Genomic DNA, 22,677 nt, shown 5'->3' with positions numbered 1-22,677 from the left:
CCATGAGCCACTATGATTTGGTTGTTATCGGCAGTGGCCCAGCGGGGAAATCCGCCGCAATTCAGGCCGCAAAACTGCACCGCAAAGTTCTGGTGGTCGAACGCAACACACGGGTCGGCGGGGTGTCTGTTCACACGGGGACCATCCCATCCAAGACCCTTCGCGAAACCGCACTGAACCTGTCCGGCTGGCGCGAACGCAGCTTTTACGGGCGGTCCTACCGCGCCCAAGAAGGCATCAAGTCCGAAGACCTTTTAACCCGCCTGCACAAGACATTAGACTACGAAGTGGATGTTCTGGAACACCAGTTCACCCGCAACCGCGTCGAAACCCTTGAAGGGGTGGCGCGGTTCATATCGGACACCACAATAGAGGTGACAAACCCCACGGGCGAGATCAGTGAAATCACCTCTGACAGCTTTGTTATTTCCACCGGAACCCACCCGTTCCGCCCTGATTACATCCCGTTTAACGGCACCACGATTTTTGACAGCGACGAAATTCTGAAACTGCCCAGCATCCCGCGCAGCCTGATTGTGGTCGGCGCGGGCGTGATCGGGGTGGAATACGCTACGATCCTTGCGTCACTGGACGTGCATGTCACTTTGGTAGAACCGCGCGACAGTTTCCTTGATTTCATCGACCGCACCCTGATTGCCGAATTTACTCATCAAATCAGGGAAATGGGCATCGACCTCAGGCTGGGGTCCAAAATTGATCTGGTCGAAGACAAAGGCGAGTTTGTTGAGATCTCAATGGAGAACGGCCGCCATGTGCGGGCCGAAATGCTGTTGTTTGCGGCGGGTCGGATGGGGTCAACCAAAGCGTTGAACCTGAAAGCTGTGGGGCTGGAAACAGACCACCGCGGGCGAATTAAAGTGGACCGTGACACTTATCAAACCGATGTGCCCCATATTTATGCGGCGGGCGATGTGATCGGCTTTCCTTCCTTGGCTTCGACCAGCCTGCAACAGGGTCGCGTAGCGGCCTGTCATGCGCTGAACACCCCGACCTTGCCCCAATCACCGTGGTTTCCCTATGGCATCTATTCCGTGCCTGAAATGTCCACCTGTGGCATGTCCGAGGAAGAGGTTCAGGAACGGGGCATCCCCTATGAAATCGGCGTGGCGCGGTTTTCTGAAACCTCGCGCGGGCATATCATGGGGATCGAACAGGGCATGCTAAAAATGCTGGTGTCGCTTAAAACCCGCCGCCTGCTGGGCGTACAAATCATGGGCGAAGGCGCAACCGAACTGATCCACATCGCCCAAGCGGTGCTGAATTTGAAAGGTACGGTGGATTATTTCATCGAAAATACCTTTAATTACCCGACACTTGCCGAGGCTTACAAAATCGCGGGTCTGAATGCATTCAACCGGATGCCAATCCCCGAACAATACAAAGTCACCCCGAAAAAGAAGAAACCAAAGGCCGCAAAGTGAGCAGCATCTACATCGACGCCGACGCCTGCCCCGTAAAGGATGAAACCCTGCGCGTGGCTGACCGCCACAAGGTAAAGGTCTTTGTGGTGTCCAACGGCGGCATCCGCCCCAACCCCCATCCGCTGGTGGAAACCGTGGTGGTGGACGATGGGCCGGATGTGGCTGACATGTGGATCGCAGACCGTTGCAAACGGGGCGATGTGGTGATCACAGGGGACATCCCGCTCGCCGCGAAATGCCTAGAGTCTGACGCCCGTGTGATCCAGCACAACGGCGAGGTGTTCACCAAGGCCAACATCGGCAACCGATTGGCCACACGTGATCTGATGGCCGACCTGCGCGCCGCTGACCCGTTCCGTCAGGGCGGCGGCAAACCCTTTAGCAAAGCCGATAGATCACGGTTCCTGGACGTATTGGAACGGGAACTCCGCTTTGCCTTGCGAGAGGTTTCAGAATGACCATCAAAGCCGTCATCTTTGACATTGGCAATGTGCTGATCGAATGGCAGCCCGAACGGTTTTACGACACGATCATGCCTGTGGCGGACCGCATGAAAATGTTTGAAACCATAGACTTGCACCGCATGAATGATCAGGTGGATCGCGGCCACAACTGGCGGGATACGGTCTATGCCTGCGCCGAGGACTACCCCGAATACCGCGATATGATCCGCCTGTGGCATGACCGCTGGATCGACATGGCCTCCCCCGCGATTGACCAGTCTGTGGCCATTCTGCGCCGCCTGCGTGCCCAAGGCACGCCGGTTTTTGCCTTGTCAAATTTCGGAATCGAAAGCTTTGAATACGCCCAAACCGTCTATCCGTTTCTGTCCGAATTCGACCAAAGCTATGTTTCGGGCTATCTTAAAGAAGTGAAACCCGAACCCCAAATCTATCAGATCGTCGAGGACCGCTGCGGCATCGCCCCCGAACACCTGTTGTTCGCAGACGACCGACAGGAAAATCTGGACGCCGCCGCTGCACGGGGCTGGAATGTGCATCTGTTTGACGGGCCTGCGGGCTGGGCGGATCGGCTAAAACACGAAGGATTACTGACATGAAAATACCGTTCATCGAGTTTGACGAAATGGACAGCCGCCTGACCTGGAACGGCCTGACAGAGGCACTGGCCGCAGGGCATAGGTTGGCCCCCGCCAGCATTGCCGACGGGTTCGCCTATCGCGGCGACGACACGCTGCTCAGCCGCGCGGCATGGATCGACGGGCTGGGTGTTGCGGTGAAATCCGCCACTATCGTGCCTGCCAATGTGGCCAAGGGAAAACCGATGGTTCAGGGCGGGGTGATGCTGTTTGACGATGAATTCGGCACGCTCGAAGCCTTGGTTGATTTCCACCTTGTGACCAAATGGAAAACCGCGGGCGACAGTCTGTTGGGCGCGAAACTTCTGGCGCGTCCCGACAGTAAGGTGATCCTGATTGTGGGCGCAGGCACTGTTGGGCACAATCTGGTACACGCCTATTCCACCGCCTTTTCGGATGCCCGCTTTCTGGTCTGGAACCGCACCCATTCCAAGGCTGTGGGTATGGCTGATGACTTGTCCAAAACCCATAGTATCAGCGCAGTAGAGGGCCTTGAAGATGCGGTTTCCCAAGCCGACATCGTGTCTTGTGCCACCATGTCAACCGAGCCTGTGCTGCGCGGCGACTGGCTGCAGGCGGGCCAACACATCGACCTGATCGGTGCCTATCGCCCCGACATGCGCGAGGCCGATGACACCGCCCTGACCCGCAGCCGCATCTTTGTAGACAGCCGCGCCACAACTATTGGGCACATCGGCGAATTGAAAATCCCGCTGGCCGCAGGTGTGATTACCGAAGGCGATATTCTGGGCGATTTTCACGAATTGGTCGCAGGCACCGCAGGCCGTCAAAGCGACGACGACATCACCCTGTTCAAAAACGGCGGCGGGGCGCATCTGGACTTGATGACAGCAAAATATATCCTGTCGGAATACGGCCAGCTATGACCCGCATCGCCTTTGACAACAGCTATGCCCGCTTGCCTGACGGCTTTTTCATGCGCGCGGACCCTGATAAAGCCCCCGCCCCCGAACTGATCAAATTGAACAGGGAATTGGCGGTGGAACTGGGTCTGGATGCGGATTGGTTGGCCTCGGCTGACGGAATTGCCATGCTGTCTGGGGCTGCGGTGGCTGACGGGTCTGAACCGTTGGCAATGGCTTATGCAGGGCATCAATTCGGCGGCTGGTCACCACAGCTTGGCGATGGTCGGGCGCATCTTTTGGGCGAAATCATCGCGCCCGATGGCATCCGCCGCGATATCCAGTTGAAAGGGTCCGGCGCGACGCCCTTTTCGCGCAACGGTGATGGCAAAGCGGCACTCGGCCCTGTGCTGCGCGAATATATCGTCAGTGAATTCATGGCCGCCGCAGGTGTGCCCACCACCCGCGCGCTGGCGGCAGTTGCCACCGGCGAAAGGGTGCAACGGGAAACCCGCCTTCCCGGCGCGGTCCTGACCCGCGTCGCCCAAAGCCATGTGCGCGTCGGCACCTTTCAGTATTTCTTTGCCCGCGAGCAGACAGAGAACCTGCAAACGCTGGCCGATTACGTGATTGATCGCCACTACCCCGAGGCAAAGAGCGCAGAAAACCCCGCGCTGGCCCTGTTGAAAGCGGTGACCGAGCGTCAGGCCAAACTGATAGCCCAATGGATGTGTCTGGGATTTATCCACGGGGTAATGAACACCGACAACGTGCAGATCGCGGGCGAGACCATTGATTACGGCCCCTGTGCCTTTATGGATGTATTCCACCCCAATACGGTCTTCAGCTCGATTGATCGCAACGGGCGGTATGCTTGGGTGAACCAGCCAAATATCGGCGTCTGGAACCTGTCCCGACTGGCCGAGGCGATGATGCCGATCCTGCACCCTGACCAAGATGCGGCGCTGAAACTGGCCGAGAGCGCAGTCCAGCAGTTTTCAGATGTGTTTAACACGGCGTTGAACCAAGGGATTGCCGCCAAACTGGGCATCCCCGTTAACGCCGATTTCATGCAATCCACCTTTAAGCTGATGACCGATCAGGGCTGTGATTTTACGCTGTTCTTTACCGAACTCACCCGCATCGCCGAAGGTGGCACCGAAGACGCCTTCACCGCCCTGTTTGTCGAACCTATGGCCGCGCAGGTCTGGCTGGCAGAGTGGCGTGGCCTACACAGTGCCGAACTTATCCCAGCGATGAAAGCCGCCAACCCTGTGTTTATCCCTAGAAATCATCGCGTTGAAGAGGCTATTCAAAGTGCGTTAAACGGCGATTTCTCCCCGTTTGAAACACTGGTGTCCGTGGTTACAAGACCCTTTGACCAGCAACCTGAACACGCCGCATTTGAAACCCCGCCAACGCTGGAACAAGTCGTCCAGCAAACTTTTTGCGGCACATGATTGCCGTGACGCCAGTATGGGTTTTTCTGGCGTTTATCTTGTTTGTAGTTGTCGTTTGGTTCCTGCGCCGCCCCATGTCCGCAAGGGTACGGCGGGCAGCATCGGGGCAGTTTGTGCAGCTTTCAAAGGGGACTGTGCATTACCAATGGCACGGGCCGGAAAACGGGCCGGTTCTGGTGATGGTTCACGGGTTGACCACGCCGTCTTTTGTGTGGCGCGATCAACTGTCTGCGCTGACTGGGGCGGGGCACCGTGTGCTGACTTTTGATCACTTTGGACGCGGATTTTCCGACAGACCCTTCGCCAGCTATGACATGGATTTCTACGTTCAGGAAATCGACGAACTGCTGGAAAAACTGGCGGTTCCTGCGGGGTTTAATCTGCTCGGCTATTCCATGGGCGGCGGGATTGCCGCCCATTACGGGGCCCTGCGGCGGGACCGGATCAACCGCCTGATCCTGCTGGCCCCTGCGGGTTTGCTTAAATCCGAACCCAACTGGGTTGCCCGCTGGCCCGTGATCGGTGATTTGGCCATGTTTCTGTTTGGTGGTATCAGCCTGCGGCGGGGCTGCAAACGGGCTGGTGCGCGTGAAGGTGTTGATGCGGATATGATCGCGCTGCAATGCCGTGAGACCCGATTTGCGGGTTTTGGCGCGGCGGTACTAAGCAGTCTGCGCCACGTGATTTACATAGATCAAACAGCCACACACCGCACCCTGATGGATCGCGATGTTCCGGTTCTGGCGGTGTTTGGCACAGCGGATGATGTGATCCCGATCGACTGCGCAATGCGCCTGCGCGGGATCAACCGCAGCGCGCAGATTGTTGAAATCGACGGCGCGGGTCATTCACTGGTGACGACCCACGCCAAACAGGTCAATCGCGCGGTTCTGGCGTTTCTTCTGCCTTAGGCTCTGGTCCGTCCGCCTCCAAGGCCCCTGCCATCAATGGCAACATCGCCGAGGTATTGGCCGCCAGATCATCGCTTTGGGGCGGTGTTTTCCAATCCATCGCGTCAAAGCTGCCGCAATTATCGCATTTCGGCGCCCACTGAACGTGGATTTTATTGCAAGACGAACAAATCCACTGGGGCCCGCGCGATGCAGACAGGGCCTTGGACAACCAGCCGCGCACGACTTTTTCTTCGGCCCCTTCGCCCCGCGCAATCGCCGCCATAATCGCCAAAGACCGCGCTGTGGGATGGGTTTCCACCAGATCGCCCAGCGCACGATGCGCACCGGGGAAATCTTCGGCGGATAACATCAGTTCCGCCTGTAACATGCGGGTTTCTGGGTGGTCGGCATTGATCCGCAGCAGCATGTTGAACCGTTTCAGGCGGGCAGCCGCGTCTTCGTCCGGTTCAATATCGGCAAAGGCACTGGCCAATTCGGGGTGTGGTGTCGCCCCCCAAGCCTTTTTCAAAACCTTGGCCGCCGCTTTTTTAGTGCCGTCCAGCACATGCATTTCCGCCGCCAGAACCGCCGCTGGCACCAGATCGGGGGACAGCGCGTTGGCCTGTAAAGCGGCCTCTTTACCAGAGGGGATTTCGCCAGCTTCCAGCAAACGCCGCGCATCGGCCAGCGACAGAACCGCATCGCGGCGACGGCCTACATCACGGGGCAATGTATTGGCTTTGACCTTGGCTTCAATGGTTTTGCGCGCGCCCGACCACTCCTGTTTATCGGTTTGCAGCGAAAACAGCGTGTTCAGTGTGGCGTCATGGGCAGGGCGCAGGGCAAAGGCTTTCTCGGCCAGTTTCAGCGCAGTGTCTGTATCGCCTTCCGCCAGTTTCTGTTTCATGATCCCTTGCACACCAACAAAACGGGTACGGTCATTTTCCAGAAGATTCTTGTAGTATTTCAACGCCTTCTTAGTGTCGCCCGACATTTCAGCGGCCTGCGCGTTGATCAGATGGGTCAGTTCGGGGCGATCCAGATATCGTTCTGCTTTTGATGCCTTTTGCGTAGCAATGCGGCCTTCGCCTGCGGCCAGCGCGACCATGCCATCGGCCAAAGCCTCAAAGCCTTTGCGTTCGCGGTTGCGGGTGAAATATCGCGACACGGCCGTTTCGTCGCCGTTGAAAAACTTGAACACCGCGATCAACAGACCCAGCAGCTTGAACGCCAGCCAGATGCAAAGCACCACCAGCATCAAACCCAACAGACCGACCAAAGGTTCAAACGTGTATTCCGACCCGTTAAAGGACAGATGCACCTGACCGCCAGCCTCGATCATGAAGCTGGCCGCAAAGGCAGCGGCCGTGATTAAAGCGATGAAAAAGATAATACGGATAAGGGACCACAGCATGTGTCGCGCTTTCTATCAGGTTGCGCCAAGGGCGGTGTTCAGGTCATCCAGCGCAGTCTGCGCCGCGCTAAGTGCGGATAGGTTGGCAATCCAGTCAGCAATGGCGGTTTTCGGCGCTTCGGGCAAGGAGTCTGCCTCGCTTAGCGCGGCAGACAGGCGACGGTTTGCCAAGTCATCCTCGACGCGGGACAGGATCGCATCAGTGCTGTCGCCCTCTTTACGTTCCAAAGATCGCGTGCCCACCTGCGTTTTCAAAAAGGCGCTGAACTTGCCGACAACGCCCTCGCTGGCGTTGGCCGTGGTGTCCGCACGCAAAGCTTTATGAGCCTGATCCGAGAACCCGTTGCGCAGGGTTGTCCAGGACGGGGTGCCTGAATCTGCGATCGCACTCAGGGCAGCGGGGGCTTCTACATTGGCCACCTCAACCAGACCTGTCAGCGCGGTTTGGAAAGGCGCGCCACTGTCCAGCGCCGCAGCAATATCGGTCAGCAGTTTTTTCGTGGCGGTATTGGCCACCTGATGAGAGGCTTCAATCTGGGCTTCTTCAACCCGCCGCGCCGAGGCTTTGGCCACATCATCAACCTTTTGGCTAAGCGCGCCGTTTTTTGCGGCCAGATCGGTGACTTGGGCTTTCAAACCCTCTAGCGTAGCTTGATAGCCTGACAGTTTTGACGCTGCTTCTTCGGACAGGGCCGCGCCGTTTTCGGTTATCTGCATGGACAGACGTTCGCCCACGGCTTTCAGTTCGGCGTTCACCCCTTCGATGTGGGATTCAAGCGCTGCAATGCGGGATTCGATTTCAACACCGTCTGTTGCCGCTAATTTATCCTTAATTGTTGCAAGTTCCGCCTTTTGGCTGTCTGCATAAGCAGCAATCGCAGTGTCGACCGCTTCTTGGTTCACGCCGTCTTGGGGCGCATTGGACAGGGCGGCCAGTTGAGTCTCCATCTCCGCACGTAATGCTGCCACTTCAGCCTTGGCTTCGGACTGCCCCGGCATCAGAAATTCCGCCACAGGCGCAAGGCCCGCAGGCAACAGAGGCGCTAATTTTGGTGCGCCCCACAAGGCAATGACGATGCCGACAAAAATCAGTGCCAAACCGCGAAGAACGCGGGTGGACAGTGACGAACCGATGTCCTCTTCATCCTCTGGACTGTCATCAATGGCTTCAGGACTAGGATCGGCGGCAAATTCGCTGGCTGGTTCAGGATCGGGCGTAACGATGGGGTCATCTTCGGACGCTTCGCTTAGGATCACGACCTCATCTTTGACCAAGCCCCCCTCTAAAGTGTCAACAACGCCTTCCGGATCAGACGCCGCAGCCGCTGGCGCAGCTGCTTCAACATCTGCCACATCTTTCGCAACACCGTCTGTGACGGCATCATCTTTGACCGGTTTTCCGTCAACGACTTCGGCGTCTTCGATGTCCGGTTTGATTTTGGATTTATCTGCCACGTGCCGAAAGCCCTGTTCTGGTTCTAAGAGGAATCCTTCCCTTAAAACTAGGGGCTTGGGGGCGCTGTCTCAAGCCCAATGCGCAAACTGCGATGAAATTGCCTACCAAGATCACCTTTTATCCGTTCAAAGGCCCAACAAACGGTCCAAAGTGGTGATCATCGCTGCCCGCGTGGGGGAGTCTGCAATCACAGGGGCGCGCGTGCTTGGCTGTTTTAGCCCTGCAAACGGGGCGGCAGCGGCGGCGCTGATGCACAGGATGTGGCAATCAAACAGCGATAGCCCCTCAATTTGCGCCTTAAAATACGCCGCTGTTTTGGGCGAAAACACAGGTACTATTACGCTGTTCTGTGCCAAGGCTGCACGGGCCTCGTCGGTCAGATCAACCTGACGCTGGGCATAGAGCACCAATCGCTGTGCCTGAAATCCCTGCGCACGCAAACCCGCAGCAAGATCCAAGGCCGCTTCCTCCCCCGAGATATAATATATCTTATCCACAGGGGTCACGCGGTCCAGCGCCAGCTTTAACAAATCTGCCCCCGTGCCATCGGCACTTTGCGCCGCAAACCCCAACGTTCGCGCTGCCTGCGCGGTGTTTTCCCCCACACACAGCGCTGGAATATCCCGTTGGGACGATCGCGCCGCCCAAGCCGCCACACCGTTAACCGAAGTGAACAACAACAGCGTCCCGTCCGTAGGCAAAGCCGGACCCTCTGACGGCACAATCCGCAGCACGGGGCTGACCAGCACTTTCGGGGTCTTGCCTGTCGAACCGCGAAACGCTGTCAAAAAGTCATCCGTTTGCGCGGGTGGGCGGATCATCAATAGGCTGGGTTCGGACATAAGGACCATGTGACCATTGCTGTAGAGGGGCGCAAATGCTACCTGCGACACAACAAAACCATGTCAGGCACGGATTGGCAATGTCACAGAACCGCACGCAGAGTATCACCGTTTTAGGGCTGGAAAGCAGTTGCGACGACACCGCCGCTGCGGTGGTACGCGGCACGGGTGATAGTCAAGGCGAGGTCCTGTCATCCATTGTCTGGGGCCAAGAAACCTTACATGCAGCCTTTGGCGGCGTTGTCCCTGAAATCGCAGCCCGCGCCCATGCAGAACGCTTGGATCTTTGCGTAGAACAGGCGTTGGAACAGGCAGGGTTGGGGTTGTCCGACGTGGATGCCATTGCCGTCACCGCAGGGCCGGGGTTGATCGGTGGCGTAATCAGCGGCGTGATGTGCGCCAAGGGTCTGTCCATCGGGTCAGGCAAACCGCTCGTGGGGGTGAACCATCTGGCAGGCCATGCCCTGACCCCGCGCATGACGGATGGCGTGGAATATCCCTATCTGATGCTGCTGGTATCGGGAGGCCACTGCCAATTCCTCGGCGTTTACGGCCCCGATAGTTTCACCCGCATGGGCGGCACCATCGACGATGCCCCGGGCGAGGCGTTTGATAAAACCGCCAAGCTGCTGGGCCTTGGCTATCCGGGTGGCCCCCTGATTGAGCAAGAGGCCAAAAGCGGCGATTCAAAACGGTTCCGCTTTCCCCGCCCGTTGCTGGACCGCCCCGATCTGGATATGTCGTTTTCTGGCCTGAAAACCGCCCTGCGCCGCGCCCGTGATACGTTGGTGGCCGAAAAAGGCGGGCTGACTGTGCAAGACCGCGCCGATCTTTGTGCCAGCTTTCAACAAGCTGTGGCCGATACTTTGGCCGAAAAAACCCGCCGCGCCTGTATTGCCTTTGGCAAACCTGTGGGAACGCCTGTTCTGGCCGTCGCGGGCGGAGTGGCGGCCAACACGCTGATCCGCGCCGCATTACAAGACGTGGCCGAGCGGGAAGGATTTCGCTTTCTGGCCCCGCCGCTAAAATATTGCACAGACAACGGCGCGATGATCGCTTGGGCGGGGCTGGAACGTTTTGCCAGTGGCGAACACGACGACATGAGCCTGTCCGCCCGCCCCCGCTGGCCACTGGATAAAACCGCTGCACCCATGCTCGGGTCCGGCAAACGCGGGGCAAAAGCATGACACGGGTTGGTGTGATCGGCGCGGGGGCTTTTGGCACCGCACTGGCCAGCGTGGCGCGTCTGGGCGGCAATAACGTGACCCTATGGGGGCGTGATCCTGCGCAAATTACAGCCATGCAGGCGCAGGGCGAAAACACGAAATACCTGCCAGATGTGGCCCTGCCCGAAGGCTTGCACCTGACCAATGATCTGGGCGATCTGGCCCAATCAGACATCATTTTGATGGTACTTCCCGCCCAACAATTGCGCAGCTTTCTGGCCCGTGCCGATCTGCCAACACAAGCCCCCGTTTTGCTGTGTGCCAAAGGCATCGAAAGCGATACGGGCCTGTTACAACAACAAATTCTTACCGAATCCCTGCCAAACACACCGATCGCCGTACTGTCCGGGCCGGGCTTTGCCAGCGAAATGACCCGTGGAAAACCCACCGCCCTGTCGCTGGGATGTGATGACCCAAAAACAGGTGCTTGGCTGCAAGGGGTTCTGTCATCCCAGACCCTGCGGCTGTATCTGACGCAAGACACCACGGGCGTGGCGCTGGGGGGCGCGTTGAAAAACGTCTACGCCATCGCCTGCGGGCTGGTTGTGGGCGCGGGACTGGGTGAAAGCGCGCGGGCCGCCCTGATGACACGGGGCTTTGCCGAACTGGCCCGACTTGCCGCGTCAATGGGGGCAAAAACCGAAACGCTGATGGGGTTGTCGGGCTTTGGCGATCTGGCTTTAAGCTGCACATCGCTGCAATCCCGCAACTTTGCCTTTGGCGAAAAACTGGGCCGCGAAGGCGCCTTTGGCACGGGCAAAACGGTTGAAGGCATCGCCACAGCACAGGCAGTTCTGGCGCTGGCTGCCCGCCAAAACGTCGAAATGCCGATTGCACAAGCGGTTGCAGATGTGTTGGATGGACGGCAAGAAATTGCACAAGCGCTGCACACCTTAATGTCGCGGCCCCTAAAACCAGAAGCATAAGCGGAGGCGTGTTATGAACTATTGGCTGTTCAAATCGGAACCGAACACTTGGGGCTGGGATCAGCAGGTGGCCAAGGGCGATTTGGGCGAGGAATGGGACGGCGTGCGCAATTACCAAGCCCGCAATTTCATGCGCGACATGGCGATTGGCGACCGCGGGTTCTTCTACCACTCGCTCAAGGAAAAAGCGGTTGTGGGTATTGTTGAGGTCTGCGCATTAGCCCACCCTGACAGCAGCACCGACGATCCGCGCTGGGACTGTGTGGACATAAAGGCGGTTAAGCCGTTGAAATCCCCCGTTAGCTTAGAAATGGTTAAAGCTGACCCTCGTCTGGCTGATATGATTTTGGTCAAAAACTCGCGTCTGTCCGTGCAGCCTGTAACCGCCGAGGAATGGCAGATTATTTGCACTTTGGGCGGGCTGTAGACCCTAACGACAACCCATCCACAGACCCTGATCCACATGGAAATGATCGTGATGGGCGGCGTTGTAATCGGGGCTAAGCACCATGCGAAACCAGTCGCAGGCGCTGTCACGGGCGGCACGCAGAAATGCTTGGTCTGCCGCTGCGCCATCCCAATCGCTGCGCAGGCGGATTTTACGCCCGTTCGCCAGATCAAACCCCGAAATATCCAGCGCATTGGCAGTGGCGTGCTGGCTCATCCGCGACGACCCCGCAATGGGGCGGCAGGAATAGCTGCCAAAATGGTGAATGCGGCGGATCGAACTGCCAAAATGGGCTTGGGCTGCGGGTTGCAGCCCGTGATATTCCCACAAAGCCAACCGCAAGGCGATGCCACAGCGTGTTTCAACCGGCGTCAGTGATGCTTGCGAAATAGCCGAGATTTTCACCCGATTTCGGATATGGCATTGATCATCCTGTTCGCGGGCGGGTAACAGGCTGGTCGGGTTGGAAATCAGGTTCAAAGCCGCCACACACTGCGCGGGATCAGCAATTGTGCGCAGTAATTTCCATCCGGTGATCCGTGTAATCGGCGCTTTGGGGTCAAACGGAGTCGTCGGATTCCATTCAGACGGCAGCGGCGTTTGCGGGTGATAGATCAGTACGCCCAGACCAAAAGCCAGCGCCACCACGGGCAGGAACAACCCACCGATCCAGCGTCCCAATCTGCCCCGGTGTTTCATCCAATAAGACCTTTGCGCATAGAAAGGGCGCCACATCGGGCGCCCGAAATCCGATTTTAGTGTCTAATCAGCCGTAAACAGATTCTTTACCAAAAGCTTTGGTCAGCATGTAATACATCACAGCGCGGTATTTGTTCCGCTCTGATTTGCCATAAGTTTCAATGGCTTTGGCAAGTGCAGCATCCAGTTCAGGACCATCTGCCAACCCCAGTTTCTTGATCAAAAAGTTCTTCTTAACCGTTTCCAGCTCCCCGTCTTGGCTGGCAGCGACAGTCGCGGCATCCGCATCATAAATCGACGGACCACACCCGATGGTGACTTTGGTCAGCAAGTCCATATCCGGTGTCATACCACATTTATTTTTCAGATCGTCCGCGTATTTGGCAATCAAATCGTCGCGTTTTCCCATGTTCAGCTCCTTCGTGTGCCGGGTTGTCCCAAGTAAAAAAGAAAGAGCCAATCTGCGTGCAGCGACCTTTCTTTCGAGAAACTTAGGGGAAGCTTCTACGCAAAAAAAGGGGGTATCTGACATTCCTTGGAAATAGGCGGGTCAGGTCTGGGGGGCTGTGAAATTCCGCCCCTCGCAAATCGCGACCGTACAGCGCAGGCTGACAGTTCTTTTTCAAGACCCTAAACACAAAAAAACGACCGCCGGGGCGGTCGCTTTCGTGTCAGTTCAGAATGCTAAATCGGAAGATCCGATTAATAGCGATAATGTTCCGGTTTGAACGGACCTTCGGTTGTAACACCGATATAGTCGGCTTGCTCTTTGGACAGTTCCGTCAGTTTCACGCCGATTTTTGCAAGATGCAGACGCGCCACTTTTTCATCCAGATGTTTGGGCAGGATATAGACTTCGTTTTTGTATTCATCGCCTTTTGTCCAAAGTTCGATCTGCGCCAGAACCTGATTGGTAAAGGAGGCAGACATCACAAAGGACGGGTGGCCCGTGGCGTTGCCAAGGTTCAGAAGGCGTCCTTGGGACAGCAGGATCATACGGTTGCCAGAGGGCATTTCGTACATATCCACTTGGTCTTTGATGTTGGTCATTTTCAGGTTGGCAAGGTTGGCCACCTGAATTTCATTATCAAAGTGACCGATGTTACCAACGATCGCCATGTCTTTCATTTCGCGCATGTGTTCGATGCGGATGATGTCTTTGTTGCCGGTAGTGGTCACAAAAATATCCGCGTCTTTGACGCAATCTTCGAGTGTGGTTACCTCGAACCCGTCCATTGCCGCCTGAAGTGCGCAGATCGGGTCGATTTCAGTCACTTTCACACGGGCGCCAGCCCCTTGCAGGGACGCAGCCGAGCCTTTGCCAACATCGCCGTAGCCACAAACTACAGCAGTTTTACCTGCCATCATTGTGTCAGTTGCGCGGCGGATACCGTCGACCAGCGATTCTTTACAGCCGTATTTATTGTCGAATTTCGACTTTGTAACCGAATCGTTCACATTAATCGCAGGGAAAGGCAGTTCGCCGTTTTTGTGCAATTCATACAAGCGGTGAACGCCTGTTGTGGTTTCTTCGGATACACCAACGATCTGTTCGCGCATTTTTGTGAACCAACCGGGGGACGCCGCCATGCGTTTGGTGATTTGGGCCTGAATGGCTTCTTCTTCTTCAGAGCCTGGCGCACCAAAAGCTTCGCCGCCTTCGATCCGTGCGCCCAGCAGAATGTACAGCGTTGCATCGCCGCCATCGTCAAGGATCAGGTTCGGGCCGTCTTCGAACAAGAAAGACTTATCCAGATAATCCCAATGTTCTGTAAGGGTTTGACCCTTAATCGCAAACACTGGCACACCCGATGCCGCGATAGCCGCAGCCGCGTGATCTTGGGTGGAAAAGATGTTGCAAGACGCCCAGCGCACATCGGCACCAAGGGCTGTCAGGGTTTCGATCAGAACCGCAGTCTGGATCGTCATATGCAACGACCCAACAATCCGCGCCCCTTTCAGCGGTTTGCTGTCGCCGAATTCTTCGCGCAGGGACATCAGCCCTGGCATTTCTGTTTCTGCTATATCAAGTTCTTTGCGGCCATATTCAGCCAGTGAAATATCTTTAACTATATAGTCAGACGCCATGATGTACCCTTTCAGCAAGACTGTTGCCAAGGGCATTAGCACCTTAAAACGAAAGGCTCAACGTGCAACAAAATTACTTAACAACTCACAGCGATTTGTTGCGCGGATCAATGATCATGGAATAGAGATCCGTCTGATCGGATATATCCGGCTGGGAGGCATTGCTTTCCCCTTGGGCTACCACACAGGACTGACCGCTTTCATAATAGCTGACCAAGGTCCAAGTGCCGTTTTCTTCTGAAGCCCAAAGCTGCAAATTCGTGTCTTCGCTGTGGACTTTCGGGCCTACTGCGGTTTCCGAATACCAATCAAACAGCGCGGCTTCCATTTCTTCGGAGTCCATGCAAGAGGTCGCGGCCTGCGCGGATGTGGCTGTCAGGGCAATGGTTGTCAGAACGGTAAAAAAGCGTTTCATTGTAGCCTCCTTCATGACACCAACGCGCGACTCGCTGAAATGTTTCATAAAAAGCTGAAAATATGACTTCCAAACCGCAGGAGACCCCATGAAACCGCAACGTGCGTGGCAACGGATGTTATCTGGGCGGCGGCTCGATCTGCTGGATCCCTCCCCTTTGGACATTGAAATAGAGGACATCGCCCATGGCCTCGCTTTTGTGGCCCGTTGGAACGGGCAGACCCACGGGGACTATCCCTATTCGGTGGCAGAACATTCGGTGTTTGTGCTGGAACTTTATCGCCGGCTCTACCCTAAAGCAGATCGCAAATGGCAGTTGGCGGCCTTGCTGCATGATGCACCGGAATATGTGATTGGGGATATGATTTCGCCGGTAAAGGCTGCAATCGGGCCAGATTACGCCGCCATGGACAAAAGGTTAACCGCTGCGATCCATCTGCGGTTCGGGCTGCCCCCAGAATTGCCCGCTGCGATCAAGAAGCAGATCAAACGGGCCGACCGGATTTCGGCTTGGCTGGAAGCCGTGCAAATTGCAGGTTTTTCACAGGAAGAGGCCGACAAGCTGTTCGGCAAACCAGTGTTTGACGATATTCCTGACCGCAGCCTGCGTCCGCACCCCCCGATGGAATCAAAGGGCGCGTTTATGGAGGTCTTTACCGACCTGACAGACATCTGATCTATAAGGTTAGCCAAGGATGTCTGGCCCAAATTCGGGCCTGTGCCTCTTGGCGTTCCAGTTCCAGCCGTTTGCGTTCTTCGTGGCGATACGCCTCGCTTAGCAAATGGGATTGCTCCGCTTTCTGGTTATTTTCTTGACGTGTGGCGATCATCAAAGCGCCTGCAATAGAATTAAACATGACGTTTCCTTTCGGGGTTTTTCGGGTTCTGTTACCCCTTTTTAGAAAGATTGCTTTTTCAAATCGAATCTCTAATATTTCTGAAATGATAGATCAGCTAACATATTGATGGATTGGCGCAGCATCCCATCGCTGGCGGCTTTACGGGCGTTTGAAGCAACGGCGCGGCATTTGAACTTTAGCAAAGCCGCCCGTGAACTGAACGTGACCCACGCCGCCATCGCCCAGCATGTGCGCGCTTTGGAGTCGGAATTTTCCGAACCGCTTGTCACCCGCCAAGGCCGTGGTCTGGCCCTGACCCCCAGCGGCCATGCCCTGTCGATCCGCCTGCAATCCGGGTTTGAAGAAATCGCCGCTGGCGTCGATGATCTGCGCCGATTGCATGACGACCGCCCGCTGAATATTTCGGTCACACCCGCTTTTGCGTCCAACTGGTTAATGCCACGGATCGGGTCATTCTGGCGGGCCCATCCTGACATAGCGCTGAACATCAATCCCAGCGTCGAACTGGTCGACCTGACCCACGGCCCTTTTGATCTGGCAATCCGTTATGGCGAGGGAAACTGGGCTGGCGCCGAGGTGGATATGCTAACCGATGGCGGGTTTTGTGTGGTCGCCCATCCCGATTTGCTGGAAAACCTGTCGATCCAGACCTTGAAAGACACAGAACACCTGCCGTGGCTGCTTGAAGACAGCATGATGGAACGCCGCGCCATTCTGGAAAACGAAGGCCTGCCGCTGGACAAGATGGATGTGACCTTGATGTCCACCAGCAGCATCGTTTTATCGGGGGTTCTGGCGGGGTTGGGTGTAACAGTTCAACCCAAATCCCTGATCGAGCGCGAGTTGAAATCAGGCCAGTTAACCCTGTTGTTTGAACTGGAAACCGAAAAGCTGGGCTATTATCTGGTCTGGCCCGCCGCACGGGACAGCGCGCGATTGCGTGTTTTGCGAAAATGGCTGAAGCAGGGTGCCAAAAGCGCCTGATTTCAGGTTAGACAGGGGAATCCCCGTTGAAAAGGACCGATCCGATGACCGACTTTCCCTTCCCAGATGACATCCCACAAGATTTACGGGATCTGATGGCCCCGATCCTGTCCAAGGGGCCGATGATTCCGGCACAAACAGTGCATCATATTCTGGATACACTCGGGCTTGATATCGGGGAATTGATGATCCGACTTTTGCCTGTCGCCGCCGCTTTTGCGCGGGTGCCCCTTTCAAATTATCATGTGGGGACCGTGGCTTTGGGGATGCCAGCGGGGCAATCTGTGGGTAATTTATACCTTGGCTCGAATATGGAATTCAGTGGTCACGCGCTTAGCTTTTCGGTGCACGGCGAGCAATCCGCGATCAATCACGCTTGGCAAAAAGGTGAACCGGGCTTGCAAGCGCTGGCCGTCAACGCGGCCCCATGTGGCTATTGCCGACAGTTTATGAACGAACTGGCCACCGCCAACGCGGGGTTCACTATTTTGATGAAGGCCGCAACCGATCCCGCCGACCTGTCTTACACCAGAAAACCGCTTGCCGCGTACCTGCCAGAGTCCTTTGGACCTTGGGATTTAGGCATGACTGGCGGATTGATGACACCTGTGGATCACGGCCTGAAAATCGCATCCAGCGATCCACTGGCACAGGCGGCTTTGACAGCAGCGAACGCCAGCTATGCGCCGTATACCTCAAATTTTTGCGGCGTGGCGGTGCAGCAATCTGACGGAACAATCTACACTGGGCGCTACGGCGAAAACGTGGCCTATAACCCCAGCTTTTCCCCGCTGGAATCCGCTATGGCCCTGCTAAACATGAGCCAGCCCCCCCAAACACCCTATGATATAACCGCAGCAGTGCTGGTTGAGGCCGCCGCAAAAATCAGCCAACGCTCCGCGACCGAGGCCGTGTTATCCGCCATCGCCCCGAATGTGACCCTGCAATACCTGCAAGCCAGCTAACCCGTTACTTCGGGCTGCGTTTCGCCAGTATACGCTGCAAGGTGCGGCGGTGCATGTTCAGGCGGCGCGCGGTTTCAGAAACATTGCGGTCACACAGTTCAAACACCCGCTGGATATGTTCCCAGCGCACCCGATCCGCAGACATGGGGTTTTCCGGCGGCGGCGGCTTGTCACCGGGCAACGCCAGCAGCGCATGGGTGACATCTTTGGCATCGGCTGGTTTTGACAGGTAATCCGTTGCACCGATTTTCACCGCAGCGACCGCCGTGGCAATGGCGCCGTATCCTGTCAGCACAACAATCTTGGCGTCCGCCCGTTTGGCGCGCAACACCTCGACCACATCCAGACCCGTGCCATCTTCGAGGCGCAGGTCCACCACCGCATAGGCAGGCGGGGTTGCAGTGCAAAAGGCACGCCCCGCCGCAACGGAATCCAGTGCTGTGGGATTGAAGCCCCGTTTTTCCATCGCGCGGGCCAAGCGGCGGCGAAAGGGTTCATCGTCGTCAAGGATCATCAACGAGTTATCCGCGCCGATTTCCCGCATCTCAGTTTGCGACATGTCTGTCCCTTCGTAACTTCTTAGAACTATTGTAAAGTGTGCATGAAGTCAGGTCAAACCCGCGATCAGGCTTGATCCACAAAACAGGCGATTGTTTCGGCCATATCTTCGGCAGGGACATCACGGCGGAAAAACTCCCACATACCATTTGGCCCCATAAGATAGGAAAATGTGGTGTGGTCCATCACATAATCATCCCCCTCGCCATTTTTCCGGTAATAGGTTTTATAGGCCTTTGAGGCCACATCGACCTGCGCCGCTGTGCCGGTCAGGCCGATCATCTTGGGGTGCATCACGCTGACATAATCCGCCAACACCATAGGCGTGTCCCGTTCAGGGTCGATAGAAATGAACACAGGGGTCAGATCAATGCCCTTTTGCGCCAGTATATCAACCACTTCGGCATTGCGTGCCAGATCCAGCGGGCAGACGTCAGGGCAATAGGTAAAGCCGAAATAAACCAGCGTCGGGCCTGTGATCACATCTCGATCTGTGACCTGTTGGCCCTTATGATTGACCAGCGTGAACGGCCCGCCAATTGCTGCTGTTCCCCCAGCAACAGTGCCCGTGCTGCACTGGCGCGCGGGCGCCAGCATCACAAAGGCCAGCGCCACCGCCAACCCCACAAGCGTGGCGGCACTTGCAATCAAAGCAATCATTTTGGTCATGGGGCGAATCCTTTGAACCTGTCAGATGTTGCACCTTAGACGACGTCTGTGCCAAATTCGTAAAGACGGTAAAGCGTCACAACCCCCGCACAAAGACAGGCCGCCCGTATGTCCGACCCCACCCAAACGATATTTTACAATTCTGCCCGCAGCGAATGGGTCCGGTTGCGCACCTTGATCTACCTGCGCTGGCTGGCAATTTTCGGTCAGGCGGTTGCTGTTGCCGTCGCCCATTATGTGCTGGAACTGGACCTGCAAGTGGGGTTGAGCGTTGTCGCCATTGGCGCCTCGGTGATCTTTAACCTTGCCGCGACCTTTACCCTGCCTGAAACCAAGCGTCTGTCCCAAGGTGAAACCACACTGACACTGCTGTTCGATCTGGGCCAGTTGGTGTTTCTGCTGTATCTGAACGGCGGCCTGAACAACCCTTTCGCCCTGCTGATCCTTGCCCCCGTTACCATTTCCGCCACCGCATTGCGGGTCAACGCAACCCTGCTGGTCAGCGGTATCGCCCTGCTGGCAATCAGCGCCTTGGCGTTTTTCTATGTGCCTTTGCGCATGGTCACAGGTGAAACCGTCGCCCTGCCGCAATTGTATGTGGCGGGGTATTGGGCGGCTTTGGTCATTGGCATCCTGTTTCTGGGCGGCTATGCGCGCCGCGTCACCAGCGAGACATTTTCCATGAGCCAGGCTCTGGCCGCCACCCAAATGGCGCTGGCGCGGGAACATGAATTAACCCTGCTTGGCGGGGTGGTTGCCGCCGCCGCCCATGAAATGGGAACCCCGCTGGCCACCATCAAACTGGTGGCTTCCGAGCTGGCCGAGGAACTGCACGACTCCCCCGAACTGCGCGAAGACGCAGAGCTGATTTCGTCCCAAGCCGAACGCCTGCGCGATATTTTGCGCGATATGGGACGGGCGGGCAAAGACGACCTGTTGCTAAAAAAAGCCCCCCTGACATCTATCGTGCAAGAGGCCGCAGAACCCCATGAAAACAGGGGGAAAATGATCCATTTTCTGGCCAACGGGTCGCCCGACACCCCAAAGCTCGAAGACATCCCCTACGCCCTGCGCAACCCTGAATTCATCCACGGCGTGCGCAATCTGGTGCAAAACGCGGTGGATTTCGCCAAAAGCACGGTCTGGGTGCAAACTGTCTGGACCGAAACCTCGATCCGCGTGATGGTGGGCGACGACGGGCGCGGCTACCCGCCCGATCTGCTGGGCCGCATCGGTGATCCGTTCCTGAGCAAACGCAAATCGTCCGACAGCCACAGCAGCAGCCGCCCCGAATACGAGGGCATGGGCCTTGGCCTGTTCATCGCCAAAACCATGCTGGAACGCACCGGCGCAGAGCTGACCTTCACCAACGCAGCGCTTGACGGGTACACAATGGGCAGCGCGGCGGGCATGATGAAAGCCATGCAAGGCGCAACCGGCGCCATCGTAAACGTCCGCTGGAACCGCGACGACCTAGAGGTAGACCGCGCCGCGATCGTCGGGCCAAACAGGCCGATTGCTGCTGATATTTAGGCGGAATTAACCTTGAATTAACCTTTCCGATGTCTCGTCAACATGACGTTAACCAGATGTCGGAAAGGCAAGGCCCGTAGATGAGCTTTCATTCTGCAATGATACTTATCATTCTGTTGTTCGGGCTGGGAACTTGTCTGGCTTTGGTTGTTCCTCGGCATGGATTTTCCCCGAAAAAACGCGAACACGCCACGCGGGCGCTTGGGACGATAGCCCACTCCGCCCCTTTTGCAATCTGGATTGAATCGGGCGGGCAGGTGGCTTGGGCCAACAGTTTTTGCCATGACAAACTGTCCAGCCCGCACCGTGGTTTTGCCGGGATTAGCGAATTTCGAAAACTGTCCCAACACGGTAAACGATCTGACGAAGATCTGTTTGAATTGAAAGAAGGTCGCGCTGAGGGGCCGACAAACTTTTCGATCAAGACCCAGAAAAACGGCGCAAAAACCATATTTTACGCCCATGACGCAACTGTTTTGACCGAAACTGAAAATGAACTGAAACGGTTCATCCAGACCCTGACCTCTACCTTTGCCCATCTGCCCATCGGCATGGCGGTGTTTGACAAAGAGCGGGATTTGACCCTGTTCAACCCCGCCCTCTCGTCACTTTTGGGGCTGGCCCCTGACTGGCTGGCACGGCGCCCTAGCATGCGGTCTTTTCTGGATCGGTTGCGCAACAGCGGGTCTATTCCCGAACCCCGCGATTTCACCACCCTGCGCCATGAATTTGCCGAACTGGAAAGCGGCGCGTTCACGGGTAAATACGAAGTGGACTGGGTGCTGCCCACGGGCGCGATCTACCGTGTCACGGGCCGTCCCCATCCCCAAGGCGGTGCGGCTTTGCTGTTCGAAGATGTTTCCCGATCTGCCGCGGTTGAGGCCCAGTATCGCGCCGAATTGCGCCAGCTTTATTCCGCCTTGGAAAGCCTGTCAGACGCCGTTGCGATTTTCGACCAAGCAGGCGAATTATCCTACGCAAATGACGCCTTTGACGAATTGTGGGATTGCACTCTTTCCAACGCTATTGCGCCCGCTACAGTGAATGATGTCAGCCGCCTGTTCCAGAAAAACTGCCTGCCCACGCCTGTCTGGGGGGATTTCCGCAACTTCGTCCACGACCTGAACGAACGCAGCCAATGGCAGGCCCAAGTCACCCATGTTTCGGGCCAACAACTTAGCCTGACCGTTTCGCCTATCGCTGACGGGCGGGTGTTCTGTGAATTCAGACCGATCGGCACAGTCCCCACATCCACCCCGCTTGCCAACGCGGGGTGATTTTTTGATCCGCTGTTGCATTTCGCCCGTGGCTGGGGGATGCATGGGCCCAGTTTTGCACACAGGCCCGCCATGAAAATCACCTTTGACCTGCCCAGCCTGCGCGACACCCGCTTTCTGGCCAACATCCTCGCCGAGACTTTGGTGGCGGGCGATACTGTTCTGTTGTCTGGCCCTGTGGGGGCTGGAAAAACCGAACTGGCGCGGATGTTTATCCAGACCCGTCTGCAAGAAATCGGGGCGCTCGAAGATGTTCCCTCGCCCACATTTACGCTGGTACAGGTCTATGATCTGCATGACACGCAGATTTGGCACGCGGACCTTTATCGCCTGACCTCGGTGGATGAATTATACGAATTGGGGCTGGATCAGGCGTTCGAAGACAGCATCTGCCTGATTGAATGGCCCGAACGGCTTGGCCCGCTGCGCCCTGTTACGGCACTGTCTTTGACGTTTGATATTCTGGGTGATGATCAACGGCGGGTTTCGCTTGAATGGACTGACAGCAAATGGGACAATATGGCACCGCTGCTCACCTATTTAACCAAGACCTAAGGCTA

At 56.6% G+C, this 22,677-nt stretch carries 25 protein-coding genes; 15 read left to right on the top strand and 10 right to left on the bottom strand.

What is annotated here, in order from left to right:
* The first annotated feature begins 2 nt into the window (after nt 1-2).
* Genes sthA through GGE09_RS01830 form a run of 6 tightly spaced genes read left to right on the top strand, consistent with a single transcriptional unit; the run spans nt 3 to nt 5,775 of the window.
* Nucleotides 3-1,442: a Si-specific NAD(P)(+) transhydrogenase gene (gene sthA, locus GGE09_RS01855; RefSeq protein WP_309743288.1), complete on the top strand. Its 1,440-nt coding sequence runs from the start codon at nt 3-5 to the stop codon at nt 1,440-1,442.
* A complete protein-coding gene (locus tag GGE09_RS01850) occupies nt 1,439-1,900 on the top strand; it encodes a YaiI/YqxD family protein (RefSeq protein WP_309743285.1) in 462 nt (153 codons plus the stop codon). The genes sthA and GGE09_RS01850 overlap by 4 nt, the downstream gene beginning before the upstream one ends.
* Nucleotides 1,897-2,502 carry an HAD family phosphatase gene (locus GGE09_RS01845; RefSeq protein ID WP_309743283.1) on the top strand — a complete coding sequence of 202 codons (606 nt, stop codon included), beginning with the start codon at nt 1,897-1,899 and terminating at the stop codon, nt 2,500-2,502. Before GGE09_RS01850 ends, GGE09_RS01845 begins: the two co-directional genes overlap by 4 nt.
* On the top strand, nt 2,499-3,428 hold the full coding sequence (locus GGE09_RS01840) for an ornithine cyclodeaminase (RefSeq protein WP_309743281.1): 930 nt from the start codon (nt 2,499-2,501) through the stop codon (nt 3,426-3,428). The genes GGE09_RS01845 and GGE09_RS01840 overlap by 4 nt, the downstream gene beginning before the upstream one ends.
* Entirely contained in the window at nt 3,425-4,864 is a 1,440-nt protein-coding gene (locus GGE09_RS01835; protein WP_309743279.1) for a protein adenylyltransferase SelO family protein, read from the top strand. The genes GGE09_RS01840 and GGE09_RS01835 overlap by 4 nt, the downstream gene beginning before the upstream one ends.
* Before the next feature lie 38 nt (nt 4,865-4,902).
* Complete coding sequence (locus GGE09_RS01830) at nt 4,903-5,775, top strand: alpha/beta hydrolase (RefSeq protein ID WP_309743277.1); 873 nt, start codon at nt 4,903-4,905, stop codon at nt 5,773-5,775.
* Here GGE09_RS01830 and GGE09_RS01825 read toward each other — a convergent pair.
* The 3 genes from GGE09_RS01825 to GGE09_RS01815 all read right to left on the bottom strand — a co-directional run bounded on the left by GGE09_RS01825 (nt 5,741) and on the right by GGE09_RS01815 (nt 9,469).
* Complete coding sequence (locus tag GGE09_RS01825) at nt 5,741-7,171, bottom strand: heme biosynthesis HemY N-terminal domain-containing protein (protein WP_309743275.1); 1,431 nt, start codon at nt 7,169-7,171, stop codon at nt 5,741-5,743. The two genes, GGE09_RS01830 and GGE09_RS01825, sit on opposite strands and share 35 nt — an antisense overlap.
* A gap of 15 nt (nt 7,172-7,186) precedes the next feature.
* Complete coding sequence (locus GGE09_RS01820) at nt 7,187-8,626, bottom strand: hypothetical protein (protein WP_309743273.1); 1,440 nt, start codon at nt 8,624-8,626, stop codon at nt 7,187-7,189.
* A gap of 126 nt (nt 8,627-8,752) precedes the next feature.
* Nucleotides 8,753-9,469, bottom strand: a complete 717-nt coding sequence (locus tag GGE09_RS01815) for a uroporphyrinogen-III synthase (protein ID WP_309743271.1) — start codon at nt 9,467-9,469, stop codon at nt 8,753-8,755.
* A gap of 80 nt (nt 9,470-9,549) precedes the next feature.
* Between GGE09_RS01815 and tsaD the strand changes: the two genes are divergently transcribed.
* From tsaD to GGE09_RS01800, 3 genes are read left to right on the top strand one after another with little or no spacing between them, the layout of a single operon-like run.
* Nucleotides 9,550-10,656: a tRNA (adenosine(37)-N6)-threonylcarbamoyltransferase complex transferase subunit TsaD gene (tsaD, locus tag GGE09_RS01810; protein ID WP_309743269.1), complete on the top strand. Its 1,107-nt coding sequence runs from the start codon at nt 9,550-9,552 to the stop codon at nt 10,654-10,656.
* Nucleotides 10,653-11,621, top strand: coding sequence for an NAD(P)H-dependent glycerol-3-phosphate dehydrogenase (locus GGE09_RS01805; RefSeq protein ID WP_309743267.1), 969 nt, complete (start codon nt 10,653-10,655; stop codon nt 11,619-11,621). The genes tsaD and GGE09_RS01805 overlap by 4 nt, the downstream gene beginning before the upstream one ends.
* Before the next feature lie 13 nt (nt 11,622-11,634).
* A complete protein-coding gene (locus tag GGE09_RS01800; protein ID WP_309743265.1) occupies nt 11,635-12,048 on the top strand; it encodes an EVE domain-containing protein in 414 nt (137 codons plus the stop codon).
* A gap of 3 nt (nt 12,049-12,051) precedes the next feature.
* Here the strand turns inward: GGE09_RS01800 and GGE09_RS01795 are convergent, their stop codons facing one another.
* The 4 genes from GGE09_RS01795 to GGE09_RS01780 all read right to left on the bottom strand — a co-directional run bounded on the left by GGE09_RS01795 (nt 12,052) and on the right by GGE09_RS01780 (nt 15,271).
* The gene (locus GGE09_RS01795) at nt 12,052-12,768 is read right to left on the bottom strand and encodes an extensin family protein (protein ID WP_309743263.1); all 717 of its coding nucleotides are present in this window, start codon (nt 12,766-12,768) and stop codon (nt 12,052-12,054) included.
* Nucleotides 12,769-12,835: 67 nt separating this feature from the next.
* Nucleotides 12,836-13,177 carry a DUF2853 family protein gene (locus tag GGE09_RS01790; RefSeq protein WP_309743261.1) on the bottom strand — a complete coding sequence of 114 codons (342 nt, stop codon included), beginning with the start codon at nt 13,175-13,177 and terminating at the stop codon, nt 12,836-12,838.
* Nucleotides 13,178-13,470: 293 nt separating this feature from the next.
* The gene (gene ahcY, locus GGE09_RS01785) at nt 13,471-14,856 is read right to left on the bottom strand and encodes an adenosylhomocysteinase (RefSeq protein WP_309743259.1); all 1,386 of its coding nucleotides are present in this window, start codon (nt 14,854-14,856) and stop codon (nt 13,471-13,473) included.
* An 85-nt stretch (nt 14,857-14,941) separates the two neighbouring features.
* The gene (locus tag GGE09_RS01780) at nt 14,942-15,271 is read right to left on the bottom strand and encodes a hypothetical protein (protein WP_309743257.1); all 330 of its coding nucleotides are present in this window, start codon (nt 15,269-15,271) and stop codon (nt 14,942-14,944) included.
* An 88-nt stretch (nt 15,272-15,359) separates the two neighbouring features.
* Between GGE09_RS01780 and GGE09_RS01775 the strand changes: the two genes are divergently transcribed.
* On the top strand, nt 15,360-15,947 hold the full coding sequence (locus GGE09_RS01775) for an HD family hydrolase (RefSeq protein ID WP_309743255.1): 588 nt from the start codon (nt 15,360-15,362) through the stop codon (nt 15,945-15,947).
* A gap of 1 nt (nt 15,948) precedes the next feature.
* Here GGE09_RS01775 and GGE09_RS01770 read toward each other — a convergent pair whose 3' ends face one another.
* Entirely contained in the window at nt 15,949-16,128 is a 180-nt protein-coding gene (locus GGE09_RS01770) for a hypothetical protein (protein ID WP_309743253.1), read from the bottom strand.
* Between the two features lie 108 nt (nt 16,129-16,236).
* Between GGE09_RS01770 and GGE09_RS01765 the strand changes: the two genes are divergently transcribed.
* Nucleotides 16,237-17,115 (top strand): LysR substrate-binding domain-containing protein, encoded by an 879-nt coding sequence (locus GGE09_RS01765; protein WP_309743251.1) that lies wholly within the window; start codon nt 16,237-16,239, stop codon nt 17,113-17,115.
* A 44-nt stretch (nt 17,116-17,159) separates the two neighbouring features.
* Complete coding sequence (gene cdd, locus GGE09_RS01760) at nt 17,160-18,080, top strand: cytidine deaminase (protein ID WP_309743249.1); 921 nt, start codon at nt 17,160-17,162, stop codon at nt 18,078-18,080.
* 4 nt (nt 18,081-18,084) lie between these two features.
* On the opposite strand, the gene GGE09_RS01755 is transcribed toward cdd, so the two are convergent.
* The gene (locus tag GGE09_RS01755; protein WP_309743247.1) at nt 18,085-18,639 is read right to left on the bottom strand and encodes an ActR/PrrA/RegA family redox response regulator transcription factor; all 555 of its coding nucleotides are present in this window, start codon (nt 18,637-18,639) and stop codon (nt 18,085-18,087) included.
* A 65-nt stretch (nt 18,640-18,704) separates the two neighbouring features.
* Nucleotides 18,705-19,307 carry an SCO family protein gene (locus GGE09_RS01750; RefSeq protein ID WP_309743245.1) on the bottom strand — a complete coding sequence of 201 codons (603 nt, stop codon included), beginning with the start codon at nt 19,305-19,307 and terminating at the stop codon, nt 18,705-18,707.
* Between the two features lie 108 nt (nt 19,308-19,415).
* Here GGE09_RS01750 and regB point away from each other — a divergent pair, with 108 nt between their 5' ends.
* From regB to tsaE, 3 genes are all read left to right on the top strand, one after another.
* Entirely contained in the window at nt 19,416-20,840 is a 1,425-nt protein-coding gene (regB, locus tag GGE09_RS01745; RefSeq protein WP_309743243.1) for a sensor histidine kinase RegB, read from the top strand.
* Between the two features lie 80 nt (nt 20,841-20,920).
* The gene (locus GGE09_RS01740; RefSeq protein WP_309743241.1) at nt 20,921-22,117 is read left to right on the top strand and encodes a PAS-domain containing protein; all 1,197 of its coding nucleotides are present in this window, start codon (nt 20,921-20,923) and stop codon (nt 22,115-22,117) included.
* Between the two features lie 72 nt (nt 22,118-22,189).
* Entirely contained in the window at nt 22,190-22,672 is a 483-nt protein-coding gene (gene tsaE / locus GGE09_RS01735; protein WP_309743239.1) for a tRNA (adenosine(37)-N6)-threonylcarbamoyltransferase complex ATPase subunit type 1 TsaE, read from the top strand.
* Nucleotides 22,673-22,677 lie beyond the last annotated feature (5 nt).

It is taken from the genome of Roseobacter sp. N2S, from assembly GCF_031454055.1.
GTDB lineage: Bacteria > Pseudomonadota > Alphaproteobacteria > Rhodobacterales > Rhodobacteraceae > Amylibacter.
Note: the sequence above shows the minus strand (reverse complement) of the source record. Positions and strands in the feature narration are given on the sequence as shown.

Bases quoted from the DNA above. Each gene is read 5' to 3' on its own strand.
- sthA (WP_309743288.1), top strand. From the start codon at position 3: ATGAGCCACTATGATTTGGTTGTTATCGGCAGTGGCCCAGCGGGGAAA.
- GGE09_RS01845 (WP_309743283.1), top strand. From the start codon at position 1,897: ATGACCATCAAAGCCGTCATCTTTGACATTGGCAATGTGCTGATCGAA.
- GGE09_RS01840 (WP_309743281.1), top strand. From the start codon at position 2,499: ATGAAAATACCGTTCATCGAGTTTGACGAAATGGACAGCCGCCTGACC.
- GGE09_RS01835 (WP_309743279.1), top strand. From the start codon at position 3,425: ATGACCCGCATCGCCTTTGACAACAGCTATGCCCGCTTGCCTGACGGC.
- GGE09_RS01825 (WP_309743275.1), bottom strand. From the start codon at position 7,171: ATGCTGTGGTCCCTTATCCGTATTATCTTTTTCATCGCTTTAATCACG.
- GGE09_RS01815 (WP_309743271.1), bottom strand. From the start codon at position 9,469: ATGTCCGAACCCAGCCTATTGATGATCCGCCCACCCGCGCAAACGGAT.
- tsaD (WP_309743269.1), top strand. From the start codon at position 9,550: ATGTCACAGAACCGCACGCAGAGTATCACCGTTTTAGGGCTGGAAAGC.
- GGE09_RS01805 (WP_309743267.1), top strand. From the start codon at position 10,653: ATGACACGGGTTGGTGTGATCGGCGCGGGGGCTTTTGGCACCGCACTG.
- GGE09_RS01800 (WP_309743265.1), top strand. From the start codon at position 11,635: ATGAACTATTGGCTGTTCAAATCGGAACCGAACACTTGGGGCTGGGAT.
- GGE09_RS01795 (WP_309743263.1), bottom strand. From the start codon at position 12,768: ATGAAACACCGGGGCAGATTGGGACGCTGGATCGGTGGGTTGTTCCTG.
- GGE09_RS01790 (WP_309743261.1), bottom strand. From the start codon at position 13,177: ATGGGAAAACGCGACGATTTGATTGCCAAATACGCGGACGATCTGAAA.
- ahcY (WP_309743259.1), bottom strand. From the start codon at position 14,856: ATGGCGTCTGACTATATAGTTAAAGATATTTCACTGGCTGAATATGGC.
- GGE09_RS01780 (WP_309743257.1), bottom strand. From the start codon at position 15,271: ATGAAACGCTTTTTTACCGTTCTGACAACCATTGCCCTGACAGCCACA.
- GGE09_RS01775 (WP_309743255.1), top strand. From the start codon at position 15,360: ATGAAACCGCAACGTGCGTGGCAACGGATGTTATCTGGGCGGCGGCTC.
- GGE09_RS01770 (WP_309743253.1), bottom strand. From the start codon at position 16,128: ATGTTTAATTCTATTGCAGGCGCTTTGATGATCGCCACACGTCAAGAA.
- GGE09_RS01765 (WP_309743251.1), top strand. From the start codon at position 16,237: ATGGATTGGCGCAGCATCCCATCGCTGGCGGCTTTACGGGCGTTTGAA.
- cdd (WP_309743249.1), top strand. From the start codon at position 17,160: ATGACCGACTTTCCCTTCCCAGATGACATCCCACAAGATTTACGGGAT.
- GGE09_RS01755 (WP_309743247.1), bottom strand. From the start codon at position 18,639: ATGTCGCAAACTGAGATGCGGGAAATCGGCGCGGATAACTCGTTGATG.
- GGE09_RS01750 (WP_309743245.1), bottom strand. From the start codon at position 19,307: ATGACCAAAATGATTGCTTTGATTGCAAGTGCCGCCACGCTTGTGGGG.
- regB (WP_309743243.1), top strand. From the start codon at position 19,416: ATGTCCGACCCCACCCAAACGATATTTTACAATTCTGCCCGCAGCGAA.
- GGE09_RS01740 (WP_309743241.1), top strand. From the start codon at position 20,921: ATGAGCTTTCATTCTGCAATGATACTTATCATTCTGTTGTTCGGGCTG.
- tsaE (WP_309743239.1), top strand. From the start codon at position 22,190: ATGAAAATCACCTTTGACCTGCCCAGCCTGCGCGACACCCGCTTTCTG.